A 17,923-nucleotide genomic window follows, 5' to 3' on the forward strand; every position below is an offset into this window, starting at 1 on the left:
GGCGCTCATTCTCCGCGCCGCCCACGGAAAGCCCACTCCGGCAGGACCGCCCCGCCGATCATGGCGTCGAGCAGCAGCGCGAGACTGTACGTCGGGTCGATCTCCCGAGCCATCTCGAGGTAGCGGCCCGCGTGCGTGGCGCGTCCGAGCGCCCAGGACAACCAGGCCGCCACGGTCAGCGGGCCGGGGCGTGCCTCCCGCGGCGCCCGTGCCGTGGCCTGGCGCACGGCACGAAGCGCGGTGCGGAGTCGCTCGCCGTCCGGCGCCGTGCCGCGGCCGAGGAACACGCGCCCGATGTCGTCGGGCACGGGCGCCCCGGCGGCGGTGAAGGCGAGCTGCGCCTCCATGGTGCGGATGCCCTGACGATGGTCGGTCGCCCACTGCGCGATCGCCGTGTCGCGGACCGGTGGTCGCCCCAGGCACCACACGAGCGCGGCGGCGGTGAGAGGCGGGAGCGGGTCCGCAGCCTCGAGAACCGATTCGAGGAACGCGGGGATGTCGTCGAGCAGAGCGGCGGCGGCGATCACCTGCGGCTCGCCGGCGCGCGTCGTGCGCTCCGGTCCGAGCGCACGGTCGAGGCCGTGCAGGATGCGGGCGACCTGGCGAGCCTCCGCGGCGGGGGCGGATGGCAAGGCCGCTCCGGAGAACTGGTCTCCCGAGACGTCGCCGAGCGCGGCGGCCGCGGGCGGCGGAACGATGTCGGTCAGCGGATGCAGCACCGGATCGGTGTCGTCGTACCGGCTCCAGCCCTCCGGCGTCACGCACAGGGCCTCGACCACGCGGAGCCCCGCGCCCTCGGCACAACCCAGAAGCGTGTCGACTGCCACCGCGTGTGGCAGCACGAGACCGTCCGGCGTCTGCTCCGCCGCGGTGTCGGTGTAGACGACGACGGCCAGGGCGTCGGTCCCCGGCACCCGGACGACCAGGTCGACGGCCCCCGCGGCGTAGTGGAGGGCGGGGATGACGTGATCGGGGAGGTCGAGGCGCATCGCCCCGTCGCTGCGGGAGCCGCGGAACGGGAGGAGGACGATGCTCTCGCGTGGCGTGAAGCCGGCGAGGGCGGGCACGATGGCCAGGAACTGGGCGGAGTCGGAGGCGCGGAGCACGGTTGTCATGAGGAGAGGGTGACGTGCTCCCACACTCGACGGGGCACCGGAGGGGCGCTGTGGATGAGAATCCTGGGAAGCGCCACCTGTGCACGAGTAGTCGCTCGCGTACGATGGAGACATGGACAACTTCTGGCTCGCCGCGGCATGGTCGCTCCTGCCGACGGTCGGCGTCAGCATCGTCTTCTTCGTGGTGCTTCGCGGCATCCTCCGGTTCGATCGCACGGAGCGCAAGGTGCACGCGCAGATCGAGGCCGAGGAACGCGCCGCGCGCGGGCTGCCGCCGCGCTCCTGAGTCCGGCCCATCGGCTACTGTGAAGCGAGCGCGCCCGGTCCGGCGCGCCCCGGGGTGAGCATCCTCGGTGTGGGTGAGGGGGCGTGATGACCGCGGAGTCCTGGGGTTGGTGGGTCGCCGCCTTCGTCCTGGTGCTCGACATCATCATCCGCGTCACTGCGATCATCGTCATCCCGCGCAATCGCCGTCCCACCGCGGCGATGGCCTGGCTCCTCGCGGTGTTCTTCATCCCTGTGGTCGGCGTCTTCCTGTTCCTGCTGATCGGGAACCCCCGCCTGCCGCGCGCACGGCGACGCAAACAGGAGCAGATCAACCAGTACATCGCGGAGACGAGCGAGCACCTCCACTTCGGGACGCTCCGGCCGAACGCCCCCGCCTGGTTCGGGCCGATCGTGCAGATGAACCAGCGTCTCGGCGCCCTGCCGCTCTCCGGTGACAACGGCGCCCACCTCATCTCCGACTACCAGGAGTCGCTCGACGAGATGGCGGAGGCCATCCGCACGGCGCAGGAGTACGTGCACGTCGAGTTCTACATCCTGCAGTCGGACGACTCGACGGACAACTTCTTCCGCGCCCTCGAAGAGGTGGCCGCGCGGGGCGTGGCCGTGCGCGTGCTCCTCGACCACTGGGCGAATCGGGGCAAGCCGCGCTACCGTCAGACCATCGCCCGCCTGAACGAGATGGGCGCGGAGTGGCACTTGATGCTCCCCGTGCAGCCGCTCAAGGGCAAGATGCAGCGTCCGGATCTGCGCAATCACCGCAAGCTCCTCGTCGTGGACGGCAACATCGCCTTCCTGGGCTCGCAGAACATCACGGACTCGACATACAACCTGCGGAAGAACATCCGCCGAGGTCTGCACTGGGTCGACCTGATGGTCCGCCTGGACGGGCCGGTCGTGCTGAGCGTCAACGCGATCTTCCTCAGCGACTGGTACAGCGAGACGGACGTCGTGCTTGAGGAGATCGACATCTCGCACGCCAACATCGGCTCCGGCGACCTGGACTGCCAGGTGGTGCCGTCGGGGCCGGGCTTCGAGGTGGAGAACAACCTGCGGCTCTTCCTCGCGCTCCTGTACGCGGCGAAGAAGCAGATCATGATCGTCAGTCCCTACTTCGTGCCGGACGAGGCCCTGCTGCTCGCGGTCACCGCCGCCGTCGACCGCGGCGTCGAGGTGCAGCTCTTCGTCTCGGAGGAGGGCGACCAGGCGATGGTCTATCACGCCCAGCGCAGCTACTACGAGGCGCTGCTCCGGGCGGGCGTGCGGATCTGGATGTACCGGAAGCCCTACATCCTCCACACCAAGAGCCTGACGATCGACGACGAGGTGGCCGTCATCGGCTCCAGCAACATGGACATGCGCTCCTTCGGCCTGAACCTCGAGGTCTCGATGCTCGTGCGCGGCGAGGAGTTCGTCGCCGAGATGCGCGAGGTCGAGGACAAGTACCGGTCGCTGAGCAGGGAGCTGACGCTCGAGGAGTGGCTGCAGCAGCCGCTGCGCTCCACCGTGCTCGACAACCTCGCGCGGCTCACGTCCGCCCTGCAGTGATCACGCGATCCGTCAACCCCCGTTTCGAGACGAGGGAGCCGTCGCTACCCTGAGGGCATGACTCCCCGCAGGCTCGTGCTCGCCGTATCCTCCGCGCTCGCCGCGGCCCTCGTCCTCGCCGGTTGCACGGTCGGTCCCGGCGGCGCTGCCCCGAACGCGACCTCCGACCCCTCCAGCGGTCCCGGGAGTGCGGGGAGCACCGAGGACCAGGACGACATGGACGGGGCGCTCCTCGACGACGGACGGATGTTCGCCATCGTGAGCTGGGGGTCGTCGACCTGTCTTCCTCAGGTGGACGACGTCTCCGCGGAGGGACAGCGGGTTTCCGTGACCCTCGTCGAGCCGGAGGGCGACGGCGCCACGGAACAGGCCTGCACGGCGGACCTCGCGCCCCGGGCCACCGTCGGAGCGCTGCCGGACGGTGTCGACCCGACCAAGGACGTGACGCTGGTGGTGACGTACGGCGACCTGATCGATGAGATCGACGTCGACGGCGACCCGGCCGCCACGGCGACGCCCGGTTCGTCGACCGAGTACCAGCCGTCCGCGGCCTGGTTCGACGACGGCGGACTAGTCCTGCTGACGTGGGGCTCCTCCAGCTGCGCTCCGGTCGTGGAATCGGTCGAGGCGGACGGCTCGACGGGGACCGTGACCTTCGTCACGGACGAGGCTCAGGTGTGCACCATGGACATGGCGCCGCGGGCCACGGTGGTCGAGTTCGCCGAGGACGAGGTCGACGACGACGCCCCGTTCGAGTTGACGCTCGTCGGCGCGGGGCTCGACGGCACGGTCGAGGTCCGCTGAGCCGGACGATCCCGTCAGAGGATGTGCACCGGGTGGCCGGTGGGCAGCGCGAGCAGAAGCGCGCCCGGGGCGGCCCGACACGTGAGGTGCACGGCCTCGCCGAACTCGTCGCCATCGAGTTCGACGGGCGTGGGGGCGGACACGGCGGCCTCGGCGCGGGCACCGCGGAAGTAGTGGACCGAGGCATCCGTGCCGCGGCGTTCGAGCACCATCCGGCCGGCACGTGAGCGGCGCAGCACGGAGTTGTCCCACCAGATCTTGCGCCAGACCCCGAGCCAGCCGAGGACGCCGGTCGGTTGAATGACCGCCACGTCGAGGGTGGCATCCGTGATGGAGGCGCCAGGGATGAGGGAGATGCCCGCCGGGAGCGTGCCGCAGTTCGCGAAAAGGATGCTGTGCACCTTGGTGGAATGCAGGCGCCCGGTGCCGATCTGGTACACCGCGCGGAAGGGCTTGGCGCGGGGGAGGGATCGGGCGGCGCCGTCGACGTAGGCGATCCAGCCGACGGACTTCTTCAGGTCGGCACGGGTGTTCGCGATCATGTCGGCGTCGAGCCCGATGCCGGCGAGCACGACGAAGGCATGCTCCTCCTCGGAACCGTCCTCCCTGGTCATCCGCGCCCAGCCGATGTCGATCGGATGACGGAAGTCGCCGAGGGCGGCGCGGATCATCTCCGCCGGGTCGGCGAGCGGCAGCCCGAGGTTCCGGGCGAGGAGGTTCCCGGTGCCGCTCGGCAGGATGGCGAGGGGGACCCCGGTGCCTGCGATGGCCTCCGCGACGGCGCGCACCGTCCCGTCTCCGCCGGCCACGAGCACGACATCCACGCCGCGCGCCAGCGCCTCGGCCGTCGCCCCCTGGCCCGCATCCTCCACGGTCGTCGGATAGAAGGCGGGGTGATCCCATCCCGCCTCTCGGGACAGATCGCGGACCTGCGCGCGCAGGCGCTTCCCGTCGACCTTCACGGGGTTGTACACGAGCGCCGCCTGCTTCAGAACGCGGGGACTCGTGGTCATGGCGCTACTCTAGACCGGCATCCGCCGAGGAGCGGGACGCCGGTGGAGGGAAAACCCGGACGCCCGGTCTCGCGCCGCGCACCTCGTAGACTTGCGGAATGATCGACCTCGCACTCCTCCGCGAAAATCCGGAGATCGTCCGCCGTTCGCAGGCTGCCCGTGGCAACGACCAGAGCACCGTCGACGTCGCACTCGAGGCCGACCGATCGCGCCGCGCAGCACTGGCCGCGTTCGAGGAGCTGCGCGCGGAGCAGAACGCCTTCGGCAAGCAGGTCGCGAAGGCGCCCAAGGAGGAGAAGGCCGCGCTGGTCGCGCAGGCCAAGGACCTCGCCGACCGGGTCAAGCAGGCCCAGCACGCGGCCAACGAGGCCGCCGACGCCGCGGCTGCGGCCCTCGCCCGGATCGAGAACGTCGTCATCGACGGTGTTCCCGCCGGCGGTGAGGAGGACTTCGTCGAGCTGCGGCGCGTCGGGGAGGTGCCGGCGTTCGACTTCGAGCCGCGGGATCACCTCGAACTCGGGGAGATGCTCGGCGCGATCGACATGGAGCGCGGTGCCAAGGTCTCCGGCGCCCGGTTCTACTTCCTCCGCGGAATCGGCGCCCGCCTCGAGATCGCGCTCATGAACCTCGCCCTCGACACGGCGTTGCAGAACGGCTTCGTCCCGCTGATCACGCCCACGCTCGTGCGTCCGGAGATCATGCAGGGCACGGGCTTCCTCGGCGAGCACGCCGATGAGGTGTACCACCTCGACAAGGACGACGACCTCTACCTCGTCGGCACCAGCGAGGTCGCGCTCGCCGGGTACCACAAGGACGAGATCGTCGACCTCGCGCGCGGGGCCCTCCGCTACGCCGGATGGTCGACCTGCTACCGCCGGGAGGCCGGCTCCCACGGCAAGGACACCCGCGGAATCATCCGCGTGCACCAGTTCAACAAGCTGGAGATGTTCGTCTACACCACGGCCGAGGACGCCGAGGCGGAGCACCTGCGGCTCGTCGCGCTGCAGGAGGAGATGCTGACCTCGCTCGGTCTCGCGTACCGGGTGATCGACGTCGCCGCGGGGGACCTCGGGTCGAGCGCGGCGCGGAAGTACGACATCGAGGCCTGGGTGCCCACTCAGGGCGCCTTCCGCGAGTTGACCTCCACGTCGAACTGCACGACCTTCCAGGCGCGGCGTCTCGACGTCCGGTACCGCCCGGCTGCGGAGGACGGCGGCACGGCTCCGAAGACCCAGCACGTCGCGACGCTCAACGGCACGCTCGCGACCACGCGCTGGATCGTCGCCCTGCTCGAGACCCATCAGCAGGCGGACGGCTCGGTGCGGGTCCCCAAGGTCCTGCGCCCCTATCTCGGCGGGCTCGAGGTGATCCGCCCGCTCGCCGACGAGCAGGCCGCCCGATGACGGCGCCCTGGCTGGTCGGACTCGACGTCGACGGGACCATCCTGCTGCAGGACGAGACGATGAGCCCCGGCGTGCCCGAGGCCGTCGCCCGGGTGCGGGACGCGGGTCATGTGGTGACCATCGCGACGGGACGCAGCTGGATGGCTACCCGCCGCTACGTGGAGGAGCTCGGGCTGACCGCAGACTACGTGGTGTGCTCCAACGGCGCGGTGACGATGCGCCGCGACGGCGACGAGTGGGAGCGCTGGCACGTCGAGACCTTCGACCCGACGCCGGTGCTCGCCCTGCTCCAGGAGCGCCTGCCGGATGCGCGCTACATGGTCGAGCTCGGGTCGGGGCAGCGGCTGTTCACCGAGCAGCTCGACGACTGGACCCTCGACGGCGGCCGCCAGGTCGACTTCGAGGAGCTCGGGGCGCTCCCCGTGTCCCGTATCGTCGTCGTCTCGCCCGGACACGACGAGGACGATTTCCACCGACTCGTCGCCGACGCCGGGCTCAACGAGGTCTCATACGCCATCGGCTGGACGGCGTGGCTGGACATCGCCCCGCAGGGCGTGGACAAGGGCACGGCGCTGGAGCGCGTGCGCGGCGAGCTCGGCCTCGACGCGGCCCGGGTCCTCGTCGCCGGGGACGGGCGGAACGACATCGGCATGTTCGGCTGGGCGCGCACCGGCGGCGGTCGTGCCGTGGCCATGGGGCAGGCGCCCGCCGAGGTGAAGGATGCCGCGAGCGAGGTGACCGCCGACGTCGAGCAGGGAGGGCTTGCGGCGGCTCTGAACACGCTTCCAGCACCTGCCCAGGTCGACGCAGGAGAATAGAACTCGGCTAGACTCGCGCCTGGTCGGCAGATGTTTCTGTCGGGAGGGTTGTCCGAGCGGCCGATGGAGCTGGTCTTGAAAACCAGTGGGCAGAGATGTCTCGTGGGTTCGAATCCCACACCCTCCGCTTCCTGAGCGCGGTACCTCCGCCGTCGCTGAATTCGAAAGGGTCCGAGTGAGCGAGAACACCCGCCGGCGCCGCACCGTCGCGCGTCATGGTCAGCTGCGCTCGCCCGGCGCCGCCAGTCAGCTCCTCAAGCTCCTCGCGATCAGCATGGCGGTGGTGCTCGTCAGCGGCATCGGGGTCGCGGCCTACATCTGGTTCGACTTCTCGAGCACGGTCTCCGCGAACGCGGTCGACCTCGACGGTCAGGAAGACCTGCCGCCGGACATCGGGGAGTACAAGGGCGGGTTCAATCTCGTCCTCACCGGCGTCGACACCTGCGAGGACGACTACAAGCAGTACTTCGGCGACCGGTGCACGGGTGGCGACGCCGAGGGCACCCTCAACGACGTGAACCTGCTCGTGCACGTCTCGGAGGAGCCGCGGCGGATCACGGTCGTCAGCTTCCCGCGCGACCTGATGATCCCCATCCCGTCCTGTGAGGACGAGGACGGCAACGCCACCGCCGCGATGAGCAAGCAGCCCCTGAACGTCGCGTACACCGACGGCGGGCTGAACTGCGTCGTCCGCACGATCTCCGCCCTCACGGACCAGGAGGTGCAATTCGCCGCCTCCGTGACGTTCGGCGGCGTCATCGAGATCACCAACGCGATCGGCGGCGTCGACGTCTGCCTCGCCAACCCGATCCGCGACCGCTACACCGGTCTCGACATGGCCGCCGGCACCCACACCGTCCAGGGCCTCGAGGCCCTGCAGTTCCTCCGCACCCGGCATGGTGTCGGCGACGGCAGCGACCTCGGCCGCATCGGCAACCAGCAGCAGTACATGTCCAGCCTCGCGCGCAAGCTCATCAGCGGTGAGGTGCTGGGCAACGTGCCGGTCATGCTGAAGCTCGCCAACACCGGCATCCAGAACCTGGAGACGAGTACGTCGCTCGCCGACCCGATGATGATCGTGCAGATCGCGCTCGCCGTGAAGTCCGTGCCCTTCGAGGACATCGTGTTCGTGCAGTACCCGACGCTGACCGACTGGAATGACCCGAACAAGGTCGTGCCGAACGAAGAGGCGGCCGCCGCTCTGTGGGACGCGATCGAGGCGAACGCCCAGCTCCAGATCACGCACGAGAACACGAGCAACGACGGCGTGGTGGTGCAGGAGCCGACGGCTCCGGCGGAGCCGACCGAGCCCACGACTCCGGGTCAGGAGGCGACTCCGACTCCGACCGATCCGGGCGTCGTGGCACTGCCCGACTCCATCAAGGGCAACTCCGCGGCCCAGCAGACCTGCTCGAACGGCAACGTGCGCTGATCGGCCCTCAGGCGCCCCGCGGGCGGTAGACCGTCGGCGGTTTCAGGCCAGCCCGCGGATCTGGGCCGCGAACCGCTCGATCGTCGCGATGAACGCGGGCTCCTCCGGACGGTTGAGGTGCCCGTGAGTGGTGCCTGGTTCGACGACGGCGGTGACGTCGACGCCCGCGGCCTCCAACGATCGCGCGAAAGCCTCGCCGGAGACCCGCAGTTCGTCGGTCTCGTCGTTGACGATGATCGTGGGTGGGAAGCCGGCCAGCGCCGCGGGATCTGCCGTCCCGGGGATGGCGTAGACATCGGCGAGCGCCGGGTCGCCGCCCAGGTAGTTGGCATACATGCCGTGCACGAAAGGTGGGGGGAACACGTCGGCGGCGGGGTTCGCATCCAGCAGGGCGCGAAGTTCGGAATCGGGGCGGCCCTGCACCGCCTGGAGAGTCGGATAGGCGAGCACGACGAGAGCCGGTGCCGGGCCAGTTTCGTGGGAGAGGCGGAGCGCGGCACCGGCGGCGAGGTTGCCTCCGGCGCTGGCACCACCGAGCGCCCAGTCAGACGCCAGCCCTGACGATGAGGCCCAACGGAACGCGGTCACGAGCTCATCATGAGGGACAGGGTAGTGAACTCCGTCGCGCTCGAGCACGCCCAGGCGCTGCGTCCACTCCGCAGTGACCGGTGCCAGCGCGTAGTCCACGCTCACGACGAGGATCCCGCGATCTGCGAAGGCTTTCGCCACCGCATCGGCTTCCGGCATGTCGAGGTCGCCACCCGCGAAGCCCCCTCCATGCGCCCACACGAGTCCATGGCGCGCCGGCGCGTCCGGATGGTAGACCCGGATCGGAAGGGGGCCGTGCGGTCCGTCCACGACATGATCCGCTGCGGGGGGCGTGCTCATTCGAATCAGAGTACCGGCGGCCGGGTCAGGCCGGCGTCGATGTGGTGCGTTGGGCGCTCGCACCCCGCATGATGCGGGCGACGGCGGTGATGAGGAAGAGCTGCCCGGTGATCCCCTCGGCGACAGCCACCGCCTGCACGCCCGGTCCGACGGGCACGAGGTTCCCATAGCCGGTCGTGGTCAGTGCCGTGAACGAGAAGAAGAGCTGGTTGCCGAGCGAGTCGTTCGCCGCATCGCCGAACAGCGGGGTCGGCAGCAGCAGCGACAGCAGGTTGTAGACGAAGGCGAAGAACATGCCGACGAGGATGTACGCGGTCACCGCGGCCAGAAGCGCCTCGACGTCGAGGCCTCGGCGGGTGACCTGGTGCGCGATGATGGCCCACGGCGCCACGAGCAGCGCGAGCATGGAGGCGGCGGACAGGGCGACCGCGAGGGCGGGACTGTCCGTGGCGAAGAATGCCGCGAGGAGGGCAGCCAGGCCGGCGGCCGAGAGCACGACCCACGACACCCGCTGCACGAGGGCGTGCGCCCTGGTCACGCGGAACACGATCGCGACCGTGACCAGCATCGCGAGGAACGCCCAGGGGCTGGGGACCGTGCCGGGCTGGGCCGCGCACAGTCCGTACGACACGATGAGGAGGGCGAGCACCGCGGCATAGCCCAGGGCGCCGCGCCTCGGGTCGGCCGGGGCGGCGAACCCCGCGCGGACGTGCGCTCCCGATGGCTCGGACATGGCGTCTCCTCTCGCGTCCGCGGGGGCCGGACCCTCGCAACGTGCGGCCAGTATCGCAGGGCATGAGGCCGGCTCCCGGGAGCATCCGAGACCGGCGGTTCGTGACCACGCGCAGGACCCGTTATGATGGTGGGGTGCATCCGTGCTCTCGAGCCGGATGCCTGGAGACGTCGCATAGTCCGGCCTAGTGCACCACCCTGCTAAGGTGGAGTCCCCTTACGGGGACCAGGGGTTCAAATCCCCTCGTCTCCGCACTGAGAAGCCCCGACGAGTCCGCTCGCCGGGGCTTTCGTGTTCTCGCGTGCGGGCGGGCCCTCCTCACGCCCGCGTCCCCGGCATCCAGGTTGGGTCGGGGGAGAGCGCGGCGGAGATCTTCCGGCTGGCCGCGCCGAGCTGCCGGGCCTGCGCCGGGGTCAGGGTGTCGAAGACGACGCGGCGGATGAGGGCCTGGTGTGCGGGGGTCGACTGCTCGACCTTCCGGTGGCCGGCGTCGGTGAGGATGCCGAGGGTGAAGCGCCCGTCCTCCGCATCGACCTCGCGCCGGATCCAGCCTTTCGCCTCCAGGCGGGTGACCGCACGGGAGAGTCGGGACAGCGTGCTGTTCGCGTAGCCGGCGAGGACACTGAGGCGGAGCGTGCGCTCCGGTGCCGCATCGAGGGCGTAGAGGATGCCGTGCTCGAAGTGGGTCAGTCCGCTGTCGCGCTGCAGCTGCGCGTCGAGCGCCGCGGGGAGCCGTTCGAGGAGCGTCGCGAGTGCCGACCAGACGTCCATTTCTTCAGCGCTCAAGGGGGCGGGGGAGGATGACGACATTCCTCCACCGTAGCGGTCGAGCCGTGCTCTTCGCTTGCTCGGGAAAGTGAGTCGTGGCTAGTATAACTTGCTCAGGCAAGTGACGCGGGAGGTCCGCGGAAGTGAGAGGGAGACGGATGGAACTGGGGCTGCGCGGCAAGAGGGCGTTCATCAGCGGATCGAGCCAGGGGATCGGATACGCGGTCGCGTCCGCTCTCGCCGCCGAGGGGGTCGATGTCGTGATCAACGGTCGTGACGAGGGACGGGTCGACGCGGCGGTCGGCGTGCTGGCCCTCGCGCACCCGGAGGTGACCGTGTCCGGGATGGCCGCGGACTTCACCGACCCGTCGCAGGTGGCGCGGCTGACGGAGCGGCTCGGTGACGTCGACATCCTCGTCAACAACGTCGGTCTCTTCGGTCTCGCCGACTTCGCGGACGTCGCCGATGCGGACTGGGCGCGCTACTTCGAGGTGAACGTGATGAGCGGCGTGCGCCTCTCCCGAGCTCTCCTGCCGGGGATGCGGGAACGGGGCTGGGGGCGCATCGTCTTCGTCAGCAGCGAGTCCGGCGTCAACGTCCCGGCCGACATGGTGCACTACGGCGTGACGAAGGCCGCGATGATCGCGCTCGGGAACGGGTTGGCCAAACTCACCCGCGGCACCGGCGTGACGGTGAACACCGTCCTGGGCGGCCCGACCTACTCGGAGGGGGTCGCGGCGAGCGTCGCCGCGGTCGCCGAGGCCCGGTCCGTCTCCGAGGAGGTGATGAAGGAGGCGATCATCGGACAGAACACGACCAGCCTGCTGGGTCGCTTCCTCGATCCGGCCGAGGTCGCCGACCTCGTCGTCTACCTCTCCGGCGTCCGCGCATCGGCGACGAACGGCGCCGCGCTGCGGGCGGACGGCGGTGTGCTCACCGCGATGCTGTGAGCGCGGCCGGGCGAGTCGCCCGGGTGTCCCGGTTCGGGTATCCTCGCGGGCATGCCTGAACCGACCCAGACCCCGCAGCGCGAGGCCTTCGGCTCGCGGAACGTGTTCATCCTCTCGGCGATCGGCTCGGCCGTGGGTCTCGGGAACATCTGGCGCTTCCCCTACGTCGCCTATGAAGGCGGCGGCGGTGCGTTCCTCATTCCGTACCTGTGCGCGCTGCTGACCGCCGGCATCCCGCTGCTGTTCCTCGACTACGCGATCGGCCACCGGTTCCGGGGCTCCGCGCCCCTCGCGTTCCGACGCCTGCACCGGGCCGCCGAACCGCTGGGCTGGTGGCAGGTGCTGATCTGCGTCGTCATCGCGGTGTACTACGCCGTGATCGTCGCGTGGGCGGGCATGTACACCTGGTTCTCCGCGCAGCTCACCTGGGGTGCGGGCAACGAGAACGATTTCTTCTTCGTCGACTTCCTGAAGTCCGCCGACGTCGCGGAGGTCGGCCTGTCCGGCGAGTTCGTGCCGCAGGTGGGCCTGCCGCTGATCGCGGTGTGGCTGATCGTCATCATCATCATGGCGCTCGGCGTCAAGCGCGGCATCGGTCGCGCCAACATGATCCTGATGCCGCTGCTCACCCTCATGTTCGCGGTGCTCGTCGTGCAGGCCCTCTTCCTCCCTGGCGCCCTGGACGGTCTGAACGCGTTCTTCACGCCGAACTGGGAGGCGCTCGCCGACCCGGCCGTGTGGGCCTCCGCCTACGGGCACATCTTCTTCTCGCTGTCCGTGGCGTTCGGGATCATGGTGACGTACGCGTCCTACCTCAAGCGCAAGACCGACCTCACCGGCTCCGGTCTCGTGGTCGCGTTCGCCAACTCCGGTTTCGAGATCCTCGCCGGTATCGGCGTGTTCGCCGCCCTCGGGTTCATGGCCCAGGCGCAGGGCACGGATGTCTCCGGCGTCGCGACCTCGGGCATCGGTCTCGCGTTCGTCGCGTTCCCCACGATCGTCTCGCAGGCGACCGGCGGCTCGATCATCGGCGTGCTGTTCTTCGGGGCCCTCGTCTTCGCGGGGGTGACCTCGCTCATCTCGATCCTCGAGGTGATCGTGGCCGCCCTGCAGGACAAGCTCGGGTGGGGACGGGTGCGCACCACCCTCATCGTCTCCATCCCGCTCGCCGTCATCTCGATGGCCCTGTTCTCCACCACCACCGCGCTGTCGGTGCTCGACACCACCGACGCCTTCGTCAACGCCTTCGGCATCATGGCGGTCGCCCTCGTCGCGGTGATCGTCGTGGCCTGGGTGCTGCACCGGCTGCCGCAGCTGCAGGAGCACCTCAACCGGCGATCCAGCTTCCGGGTCGGGCTGCTCTGGCGCCTGCTCGTGGGCGTGCTGGCCCCGCTCGTGCTCGGTTACCTGCTCATCACCGAACTCCTGACGAAGATCGCCGAGCCGTACAGCGGCTACCCCGGTTGGTTCCTCGGGGTGTTCGGCTGGGGCATGGTCATCGCGCTGGTGATCGGGGGAGTGCTGCTGTCGCTGGTGCCGTGGAGCAGGCGCTCCCGTGCCAAGGACGATGCCGGCTACGACGACTTCCTCGACCAGGAGGAGTACGCCGCCGACCCGGAGACGACGAGCATCGCCGTCCCGGCGGCGCAGACGAAGGGAGCGGGAGCATGACCACCACCGCGATCGTCATGATGATCATCGCCATGGTCACGGTGTGGGGAGGCCTCATCGCCGCCGTCGTGAACCTCGCCCGCCATCCGGAGGTGGAGGACACGGAGCCGGCGGTCCCGGTCGAGCTCTGATCCCCGACCCGATCGCATCGGACCACGACGATCGGGTGCAGGCGGGGACTGCGGCGAAACGATGGTGGGGAAAGGAGGGCCCCCGTGATCGGCACGCTCAACGCCCTGGTCGACCTCGTCGACGCGGACCGCGGTCAGGAGATCGACGTCGCCGCGTTCGCCCGTGCGCACGGCACCACCGAGTACCACCTGCGCCGGATGTTCTCGGCGCTCGCCGGGATGCCGTTGACCGAGTACGTGCGGCGTCGTCGGATGACGCTCGCCGGCGCGGAGCTCGCCGCCGGCGCGCCGAGTCTGCTCGATGTCGCGGTGCGGCACGGCTACGGATCGACCGAGGCGTTCGCCCGGGCGTTCCGCGCCGTGCACGGCATCGGGCCGGCGGACGCGCGTCGGCACGGGGGTCCTCTCCGCACACAACCGACGCTCCGGTTCCGCCTGAGCGTCGAAGGGAGTATCCCGATGGATGTCACCATCACCCACCGTCCCGCGTTCGTCCTCGCGGGCCATGCCGCGGAGGTCCCGCTGATCCACGTCGGCGTCAATCCGCATATCCAGGCGCACATCGCCGCCATCCCGCCCGAGGAGCACGCCCGCCTCAAGGCCCTCGGGAACGAGGAGCCCGCAGGCATCCTCGCCGTGACCGCCGACATCGATCCGGATGCCCCGGAGGGGACGCCGCTGACGTACCTGCACGGGGTGGCCGTGCGCGCCGACACCGCGGTTCCCGACGACCTCGACGCCCTGCGCGTGGCGGAGGGCACCTGGGCCGTGTTCGGCGCGAGCGGACCCTTCCCCGAGACCCTGCAGAATCTGTGGGGGGCGACGGCGACCGAGTGGTTCCCGTCGAACCCGTGGCGGCTGCGGCCCGGGCCGTCGATCGTCCGCTACCGGGAGTTCACCGGCGACACGGCTTCCTGCGAGCTCTGGCTCCCCGTCGAGCAGAGCTGACCGCCCATCGGGTCGGGCCCCTGGGGCTCGACCCGATGTCGGTGCCCCGTGGCACACTGACCGCACGACGTACCGAGAGGCGGGCCATGACGGCGATCGATCCCAAGAAGACGCTCGACGCCTATCAGGCGAAGCGGGGCGCCTTCCGTGTCCTCGAGGTGCCGCCGCTGACCTATCTGATGATCGACGGCGCCGGAGATCCGAACACCGCTCCGGCCTTCTTCGACGCGGTCGCGGCGCTCTACCCGCTGGCGTACACCCTCAAGTTCGCCAGCCGGGCCGAGCTCGGCATCGATCAGGTCGTGATGCCCCTGGAAGGCCTGTGGCATGCGCCCGACATGGCGTCCTTCACCACCCGGCGCGACAAGTCGACGTGGCTCTGGACGCTCATGATCATGGTGGGCGACCACGTCACTCCCGCCCTGTTCGACCGCGCGGTCGAGACGGTCGCGGCAAAGAGCGCGAAGAAGGGGGAAGAGCTTCCGGCGCTGGCCGCCGTCCGGCGGGAGGTCCTCGACGAGGGCCTCTGCGTGCAGACATTGCACATCGGGCCGTTCGACGATGAAGGACCCGTGCTCGAGGAGCTGCACGAGCGCTTCGTCCCGGAGAACGGGTTGCAGATGCGCGGACGGCACCACGAGATCTACCTCAGCGACCGCCGTCGGACGGCTCCGGAGAAGCTGCGCACCATCCTGCGGCAGCCCGTCGAACGGATCACCTGAGCGCGGTCGCACCGGGGGTCCGGAAAGCAACCCCCTGATCGGGACGCGCCGCGGCGGATACTCTTCGAGCATGAGCACCGTCAAGCATGCGGCGCGCGTGGCGAAGGACTCCACCGCGTTCCGGCGGACCGCCCGCGTGGGATTCGTGGTCCTCGGCATCATCCACATCATCATCGGCGCGATCGCCATCACGATCGCGGCCGGCGGGTCGGGGGACGCCGATCAGGACGGTGCGATGGAGCAGGTGCGCAACAACCCCATCGGCGGACTGCTGCTGCTCGCGATCGCCGTGGGCCTCTTCGCGCTCGCCGTGTGGCAGGTGGCGAGCGGGTTCCTGGCCGCCGACCCCGCCGAGACGAAGAAGTGGGGCAAGCGCCTCAAGCTCTTCGGGATCTCGGGCACCTACCTGGTGATCGCCGGCCTCGCACTCGTCTACGCGGTGGGCGGCCGCGCGGAATCCTCCGACGCGTCGAAGACCCTGAGCCAGGTGGTCCTGGCCGCACCGGGCGGGGTGGCTCTGCTCGTGGTGATCGGCCTCAGCGTCATCGGTGTCGGCATCGGCTTCATCATCGGCGGGATCATGCGCTCCTTCCGCAAGCTCATCGACGTGCCGACCGGAGCCGCCCGCGCCGGCGTGATGGCGCTCGGCATCGTGGGCTACATCGGCAAGGGCATCGCGGTGGGGGTCACCGGGGTGCTGTTCGTGGTGGCGGCCGTGACGCAGGACCCGGAACGCGCTGCGGGTCTCGACGCCGCTCTGCACAGCCTCCTCAGTCTGCCGTTCGGCCGGCTCATCCTCGGTGCTGTCGGCGTCGGCTTCGCGCTGTACGGGGCCTTCTGCATCGCCCGCGCCCGCCTCGCCCGTATGTCCTAGTCCTTCCGTGCCTCCGCCGGGCCCCGGTCAGCCGGAAGATGGGAGACTGGAACGATGAGCGCTTCTCCCGGAGTCGACGTGATCACCCCGCTGACCGAGACCGAGGTGCAGCGGATCCGCGAGGACTTCCCGATCCTGCACACCCGCGTCCACGGCCACCCGCTGGCATACCTCGACTCGGGGGCGACGTCGCAGCGTCCGGAGTCCGTGCTCGACGCGGAACGCCGCTTCGCCACCACCATGAACGCGGCCGTCCACCGCGGCGCCCACACGCTGGCCGCCGAGGCGACCGAGCTCTTCGAAGGCGCCCGCAGCACCCTCGGCCGGTTCGTGGGCGCCGACGACGACGAGATCGTCTGGACCTCGAACGCCACCGAAGCGGTCAACCTCGTCGCCTACTCCCTCTCCAACGCCTCCCTCGGCCGGGGTGGTGCCGCGGCCGAGCCTCTTCGGCTCCGCGAAGGGGACGAGATCGTCACCACCGAGATGGAGCACCACGCCAACCTCATCCCCTGGCAGGAGCTCGCCGCGCGCACCGGGGCCACGCTCCGGGTCATCCCGCTCGACGACGACGGGGCCCTCCGCCTTGATGCGGCCGCGGAGCTCATCTCGGACCGCACGAAGCTCGTGGCGTTCACGCATGTGTCGAACGTGCTGGGCGTGATCAACCCGATCGAGATCCTCGTCGCGCTGGCGAAGGAGGTCGGCGCCTTGACGCTGCTCGACGCCTGTCAGTCGGCTCCGCACCTGCCGTTGGACCTGCATGCCCTGGGTGTCGACCTCGCCGTCCTCTCCGGCCACAAGATGCTCGGCCCCACCGGCATCGGCGCCCTGTACGGCCGGCGCGAGGTCCTCACCGCGATGCCCCCGTTCCTCACGGGCGGTTCCATGATCACAACGGTGACCACGACCGAGGCCGAGTACCTGCCGCCGCCGCAGCGCTTCGAAGCGGGCACGCAGCGGGTGTCCCAGGCGATCGCGCTCGCCGCTGCCGTCGACTACCTCTCCGCGGTCGGCATGGAGCGCATCGCCGCCCACGAGGCCGCGTTCGGGCAGCGTCTCGTCGAAGGACTCGGCGCGATCGACGGCGTGCGCGTCCTGGGCGCGGGCATCGAGCTGCCGCGGGTCGGTCTCGCGAGCTTCGACGTGGCCGGGATCCACTCGCACGACGTCGGGCAGTTCCTCGACGACCAGGGCATCGCGGTGCGGGTCGGTCACCACTGCGCCCAGCCCCTGCACCGTCGGCTGGGCGTGACCTCATCGACGAGGGCGAGCACCTACCTGTACACCACCGCGTCCGAGGTGGACGCCGTCATCGAGGCGGTCGCCGGGGCGATCGCGTTCTTCGGGAGGGGCGCATGAGCGACCTGCAGAGCCTGTACCAGGAGCTGATCCTCGACCACTCGCGCACGCCGCACGGCTTCGGCCTCCGCGAGGAGATCCCGGCCCAGTCGCATCAGCTCAATCCGACCTGCGGCGACGAGATCACGCTGCAGGTGCATCGCAGCGCCGACGGCGGCGTGGAGGCGATCGCGTGGGAGGGACACGGGTGCGCGATCTCCCAGGCCTCCGCGTCCCTGCTCGCCGAGCTCGCCGAGGGCCTCACCGTGGACGAGCTCGAGGTGCGGATCGCTGCCTTCCGCGAGGCGATGCGCTCCCGCGGCACGATCGAGCCGGACGAGGAACTGCTCGGCGATGCCGCGGCGCTCGGGGGAGTCTCGCGGTACGTGGCGCGCGTGAAGTGCGCCATGCTCGCCTGGGTGGCGGCGGAGGACGCGCTCACGCGCCTCTGACCGCGTTCGCCTCCCTCCTCGACGGGA

Annotated in this window: 19 protein-coding genes and 2 tRNA genes; 16 read left to right on the forward strand and 5 right to left on the reverse strand. The window is 70.1% G+C overall.

All coding sequences use genetic code 11. From position 1 onward, the window contains the following. Window positions 1-5: 5 nt before the first annotated feature. Window positions 6-1,115, reverse strand: a complete 1,110-nt coding sequence (locus CJ226_RS00295; protein WP_102207990.1) for a DUF4192 family protein — start codon at window positions 1,113-1,115, stop codon at window positions 6-8. Window positions 1,116-1,227: 112 nt separating this feature from the next. Between CJ226_RS00295 and CJ226_RS17935 the strand changes: the two genes are divergently transcribed. From CJ226_RS17935 to CJ226_RS00305, 3 genes are all read left to right on the forward strand, one after another. Further along, complete coding sequence (locus CJ226_RS17935) at window positions 1,228-1,401, forward strand: hypothetical protein (RefSeq protein ID WP_180964499.1); 174 nt, start codon at window positions 1,228-1,230, stop codon at window positions 1,399-1,401. Window positions 1,402-1,487: 86 nt separating this feature from the next. Beyond that, a complete protein-coding gene (gene cls / locus CJ226_RS00300; RefSeq protein ID WP_062635530.1) occupies window positions 1,488-2,948 on the forward strand; it encodes a cardiolipin synthase in 1,461 nt (486 codons plus the stop codon). Between the two features lie 57 nt (window positions 2,949-3,005). Beyond that, a complete protein-coding gene (locus tag CJ226_RS00305; RefSeq protein ID WP_102207991.1) occupies window positions 3,006-3,752 on the forward strand; it encodes a hypothetical protein in 747 nt (248 codons plus the stop codon). A 14-nt stretch (window positions 3,753-3,766) separates the two neighbouring features. Here CJ226_RS00305 and CJ226_RS00310 read toward each other — a convergent pair whose 3' ends face one another. Continuing rightward, window positions 3,767-4,765, reverse strand: coding sequence for a diacylglycerol kinase family protein (locus tag CJ226_RS00310; RefSeq protein ID WP_102207992.1), 999 nt, complete (start codon window positions 4,763-4,765; stop codon window positions 3,767-3,769). Window positions 4,766-4,863: 98 nt separating this feature from the next. On the opposite strand from CJ226_RS00310, the gene serS reads away from it, so the two are divergent. From serS to CJ226_RS00330, 4 genes are all read left to right on the forward strand, one after another. Continuing rightward, entirely contained in the window at window positions 4,864-6,168 is a 1,305-nt protein-coding gene (gene serS, locus CJ226_RS00315) for a serine--tRNA ligase (protein ID WP_102207993.1), read from the forward strand. Beyond that, complete coding sequence (locus CJ226_RS00320) at window positions 6,165-6,986, forward strand: HAD family hydrolase (RefSeq protein WP_062635538.1); 822 nt, start codon at window positions 6,165-6,167, stop codon at window positions 6,984-6,986. The genes serS and CJ226_RS00320 overlap by 4 nt, the downstream gene beginning before the upstream one ends. A 42-nt stretch (window positions 6,987-7,028) precedes the next feature. After that, window positions 7,029-7,113, forward strand: a tRNA-Ser gene (locus tag CJ226_RS00325). A gap of 48 nt (window positions 7,114-7,161) precedes the next feature. Then, window positions 7,162-8,418, forward strand: coding sequence for an LCP family protein (locus CJ226_RS00330; RefSeq protein ID WP_102207994.1), 1,257 nt, complete (start codon window positions 7,162-7,164; stop codon window positions 8,416-8,418). A gap of 42 nt (window positions 8,419-8,460) precedes the next feature. Here the strand turns inward: CJ226_RS00330 and CJ226_RS00335 are convergent, their stop codons facing one another. Together CJ226_RS00335 and CJ226_RS00340 are read right to left on the reverse strand one after the other, a co-directional pair. Beyond that, on the reverse strand, window positions 8,461-9,306 hold the full coding sequence (locus CJ226_RS00335; protein WP_102207995.1) for an alpha/beta hydrolase fold domain-containing protein: 846 nt from the start codon (window positions 9,304-9,306) through the stop codon (window positions 8,461-8,463). Between the two features lie 25 nt (window positions 9,307-9,331). After that, entirely contained in the window at window positions 9,332-10,039 is a 708-nt protein-coding gene (locus CJ226_RS00340) for a potassium channel family protein (protein ID WP_102207996.1), read from the reverse strand. A 163-nt stretch (window positions 10,040-10,202) separates the two neighbouring features. Between CJ226_RS00340 and CJ226_RS00345 the strand changes: the two genes are divergently transcribed. Beyond that, window positions 10,203-10,291 (forward strand) — tRNA-Ser (locus CJ226_RS00345). A 66-nt stretch (window positions 10,292-10,357) separates the two neighbouring features. Here the strand turns inward: CJ226_RS00345 and CJ226_RS00350 are convergent. Beyond that, complete coding sequence (locus CJ226_RS00350; protein ID WP_257996410.1) at window positions 10,358-10,825, reverse strand: MarR family winged helix-turn-helix transcriptional regulator; 468 nt, start codon at window positions 10,823-10,825, stop codon at window positions 10,358-10,360. A 140-nt stretch (window positions 10,826-10,965) separates the two neighbouring features. Between CJ226_RS00350 and CJ226_RS00355 the strand changes: the two genes are divergently transcribed. The 8 genes from CJ226_RS00355 to sufU all read left to right on the forward strand — a co-directional run bounded on the left by CJ226_RS00355 (window position 10,966) and on the right by sufU (window position 17,896). Next, the gene (locus CJ226_RS00355; RefSeq protein WP_102207998.1) at window positions 10,966-11,757 is read left to right on the forward strand and encodes an SDR family NAD(P)-dependent oxidoreductase; all 792 of its coding nucleotides are present in this window, start codon (window positions 10,966-10,968) and stop codon (window positions 11,755-11,757) included. A gap of 51 nt (window positions 11,758-11,808) precedes the next feature. After that, entirely contained in the window at window positions 11,809-13,428 is a 1,620-nt protein-coding gene (locus tag CJ226_RS00360) for a sodium-dependent transporter (protein WP_102207999.1), read from the forward strand. Next, entirely contained in the window at window positions 13,425-13,559 is a 135-nt protein-coding gene (locus tag CJ226_RS00365; RefSeq protein ID WP_082802897.1) for a methionine/alanine import family NSS transporter small subunit, read from the forward strand. The genes CJ226_RS00360 and CJ226_RS00365 overlap by 4 nt, the downstream gene beginning before the upstream one ends. An 84-nt stretch (window positions 13,560-13,643) precedes the next feature. Beyond that, a complete protein-coding gene (locus tag CJ226_RS00370) occupies window positions 13,644-14,507 on the forward strand; it encodes an AraC family transcriptional regulator (protein ID WP_062635556.1) in 864 nt (287 codons plus the stop codon). Between the two features lie 86 nt (window positions 14,508-14,593). Then, window positions 14,594-15,229, forward strand: coding sequence for a GyrI-like domain-containing protein (locus CJ226_RS00375; protein ID WP_102208000.1), 636 nt, complete (start codon window positions 14,594-14,596; stop codon window positions 15,227-15,229). Between the two features lie 70 nt (window positions 15,230-15,299). Beyond that, window positions 15,300-16,103 (forward strand): DUF1206 domain-containing protein, encoded by an 804-nt coding sequence (locus tag CJ226_RS00380; protein WP_102208001.1) that lies wholly within the window; start codon window positions 15,300-15,302, stop codon window positions 16,101-16,103. A 54-nt stretch (window positions 16,104-16,157) separates the two neighbouring features. Continuing rightward, window positions 16,158-17,465 carry a cysteine desulfurase gene (locus tag CJ226_RS00385; protein ID WP_102208002.1) on the forward strand — a complete coding sequence of 436 codons (1,308 nt, stop codon included), beginning with the start codon at window positions 16,158-16,160 and terminating at the stop codon, window positions 17,463-17,465. Beyond that, window positions 17,462-17,896: a Fe-S cluster assembly sulfur transfer protein SufU gene (gene sufU / locus CJ226_RS00390; RefSeq protein WP_025104553.1), complete on the forward strand. Its 435-nt coding sequence runs from the start codon at window positions 17,462-17,464 to the stop codon at window positions 17,894-17,896. The genes CJ226_RS00385 and sufU overlap by 4 nt, the downstream gene beginning before the upstream one ends. The last annotated feature ends 27 nt before the right edge of the window (window positions 17,897-17,923 follow it).

It is taken from the genome of Microbacterium sp. UMB0228, from assembly GCF_002871415.1.
Lineage (GTDB): Bacteria > Actinomycetota > Actinomycetes > Actinomycetales > Microbacteriaceae > Microbacterium.

Excerpts from the sequence above, each read along its gene's own strand:
- cls (WP_062635530.1), top strand. The coding sequence starts at position 1,488 with ATGACCGCGGAGTCCTGGGGTTGGTGGGTCGCCGCCTTCGTCCTGGTG.
- CJ226_RS00380 (WP_102208001.1), top strand. The coding sequence starts at position 15,300 with ATGAGCACCGTCAAGCATGCGGCGCGCGTGGCGAAGGACTCCACCGCG.
- CJ226_RS00340 (WP_102207996.1), bottom strand. The coding sequence starts at position 10,039 with ATGTCCGAGCCATCGGGAGCGCACGTCCGCGCGGGGTTCGCCGCCCCG.
- sufU (WP_025104553.1), top strand. The coding sequence starts at position 17,462 with ATGAGCGACCTGCAGAGCCTGTACCAGGAGCTGATCCTCGACCACTCG.
- CJ226_RS00320 (WP_062635538.1), top strand. The coding sequence starts at position 6,165 with ATGACGGCGCCCTGGCTGGTCGGACTCGACGTCGACGGGACCATCCTG.
- CJ226_RS00335 (WP_102207995.1), bottom strand. The coding sequence starts at position 9,306 with ATGAGCACGCCCCCCGCAGCGGATCATGTCGTGGACGGACCGCACGGC.
- CJ226_RS00360 (WP_102207999.1), top strand. The coding sequence starts at position 11,809 with ATGCCTGAACCGACCCAGACCCCGCAGCGCGAGGCCTTCGGCTCGCGG.
- CJ226_RS00375 (WP_102208000.1), top strand. The coding sequence starts at position 14,594 with ATGACGGCGATCGATCCCAAGAAGACGCTCGACGCCTATCAGGCGAAG.
- CJ226_RS00385 (WP_102208002.1), top strand. The coding sequence starts at position 16,158 with ATGAGCGCTTCTCCCGGAGTCGACGTGATCACCCCGCTGACCGAGACC.
- CJ226_RS00305 (WP_102207991.1), top strand. The coding sequence starts at position 3,006 with ATGACTCCCCGCAGGCTCGTGCTCGCCGTATCCTCCGCGCTCGCCGCG.
- CJ226_RS00365 (WP_082802897.1), top strand. The coding sequence starts at position 13,425 with ATGACCACCACCGCGATCGTCATGATGATCATCGCCATGGTCACGGTG.
- CJ226_RS00295 (WP_102207990.1), bottom strand. The coding sequence starts at position 1,115 with ATGACAACCGTGCTCCGCGCCTCCGACTCCGCCCAGTTCCTGGCCATC.
- CJ226_RS00310 (WP_102207992.1), bottom strand. The coding sequence starts at position 4,765 with ATGACCACGAGTCCCCGCGTTCTGAAGCAGGCGGCGCTCGTGTACAAC.
- CJ226_RS17935 (WP_180964499.1), top strand. The coding sequence starts at position 1,228 with ATGGACAACTTCTGGCTCGCCGCGGCATGGTCGCTCCTGCCGACGGTC.
- serS (WP_102207993.1), top strand. The coding sequence starts at position 4,864 with ATGATCGACCTCGCACTCCTCCGCGAAAATCCGGAGATCGTCCGCCGT.
- CJ226_RS00355 (WP_102207998.1), top strand. The coding sequence starts at position 10,966 with ATGGAACTGGGGCTGCGCGGCAAGAGGGCGTTCATCAGCGGATCGAGC.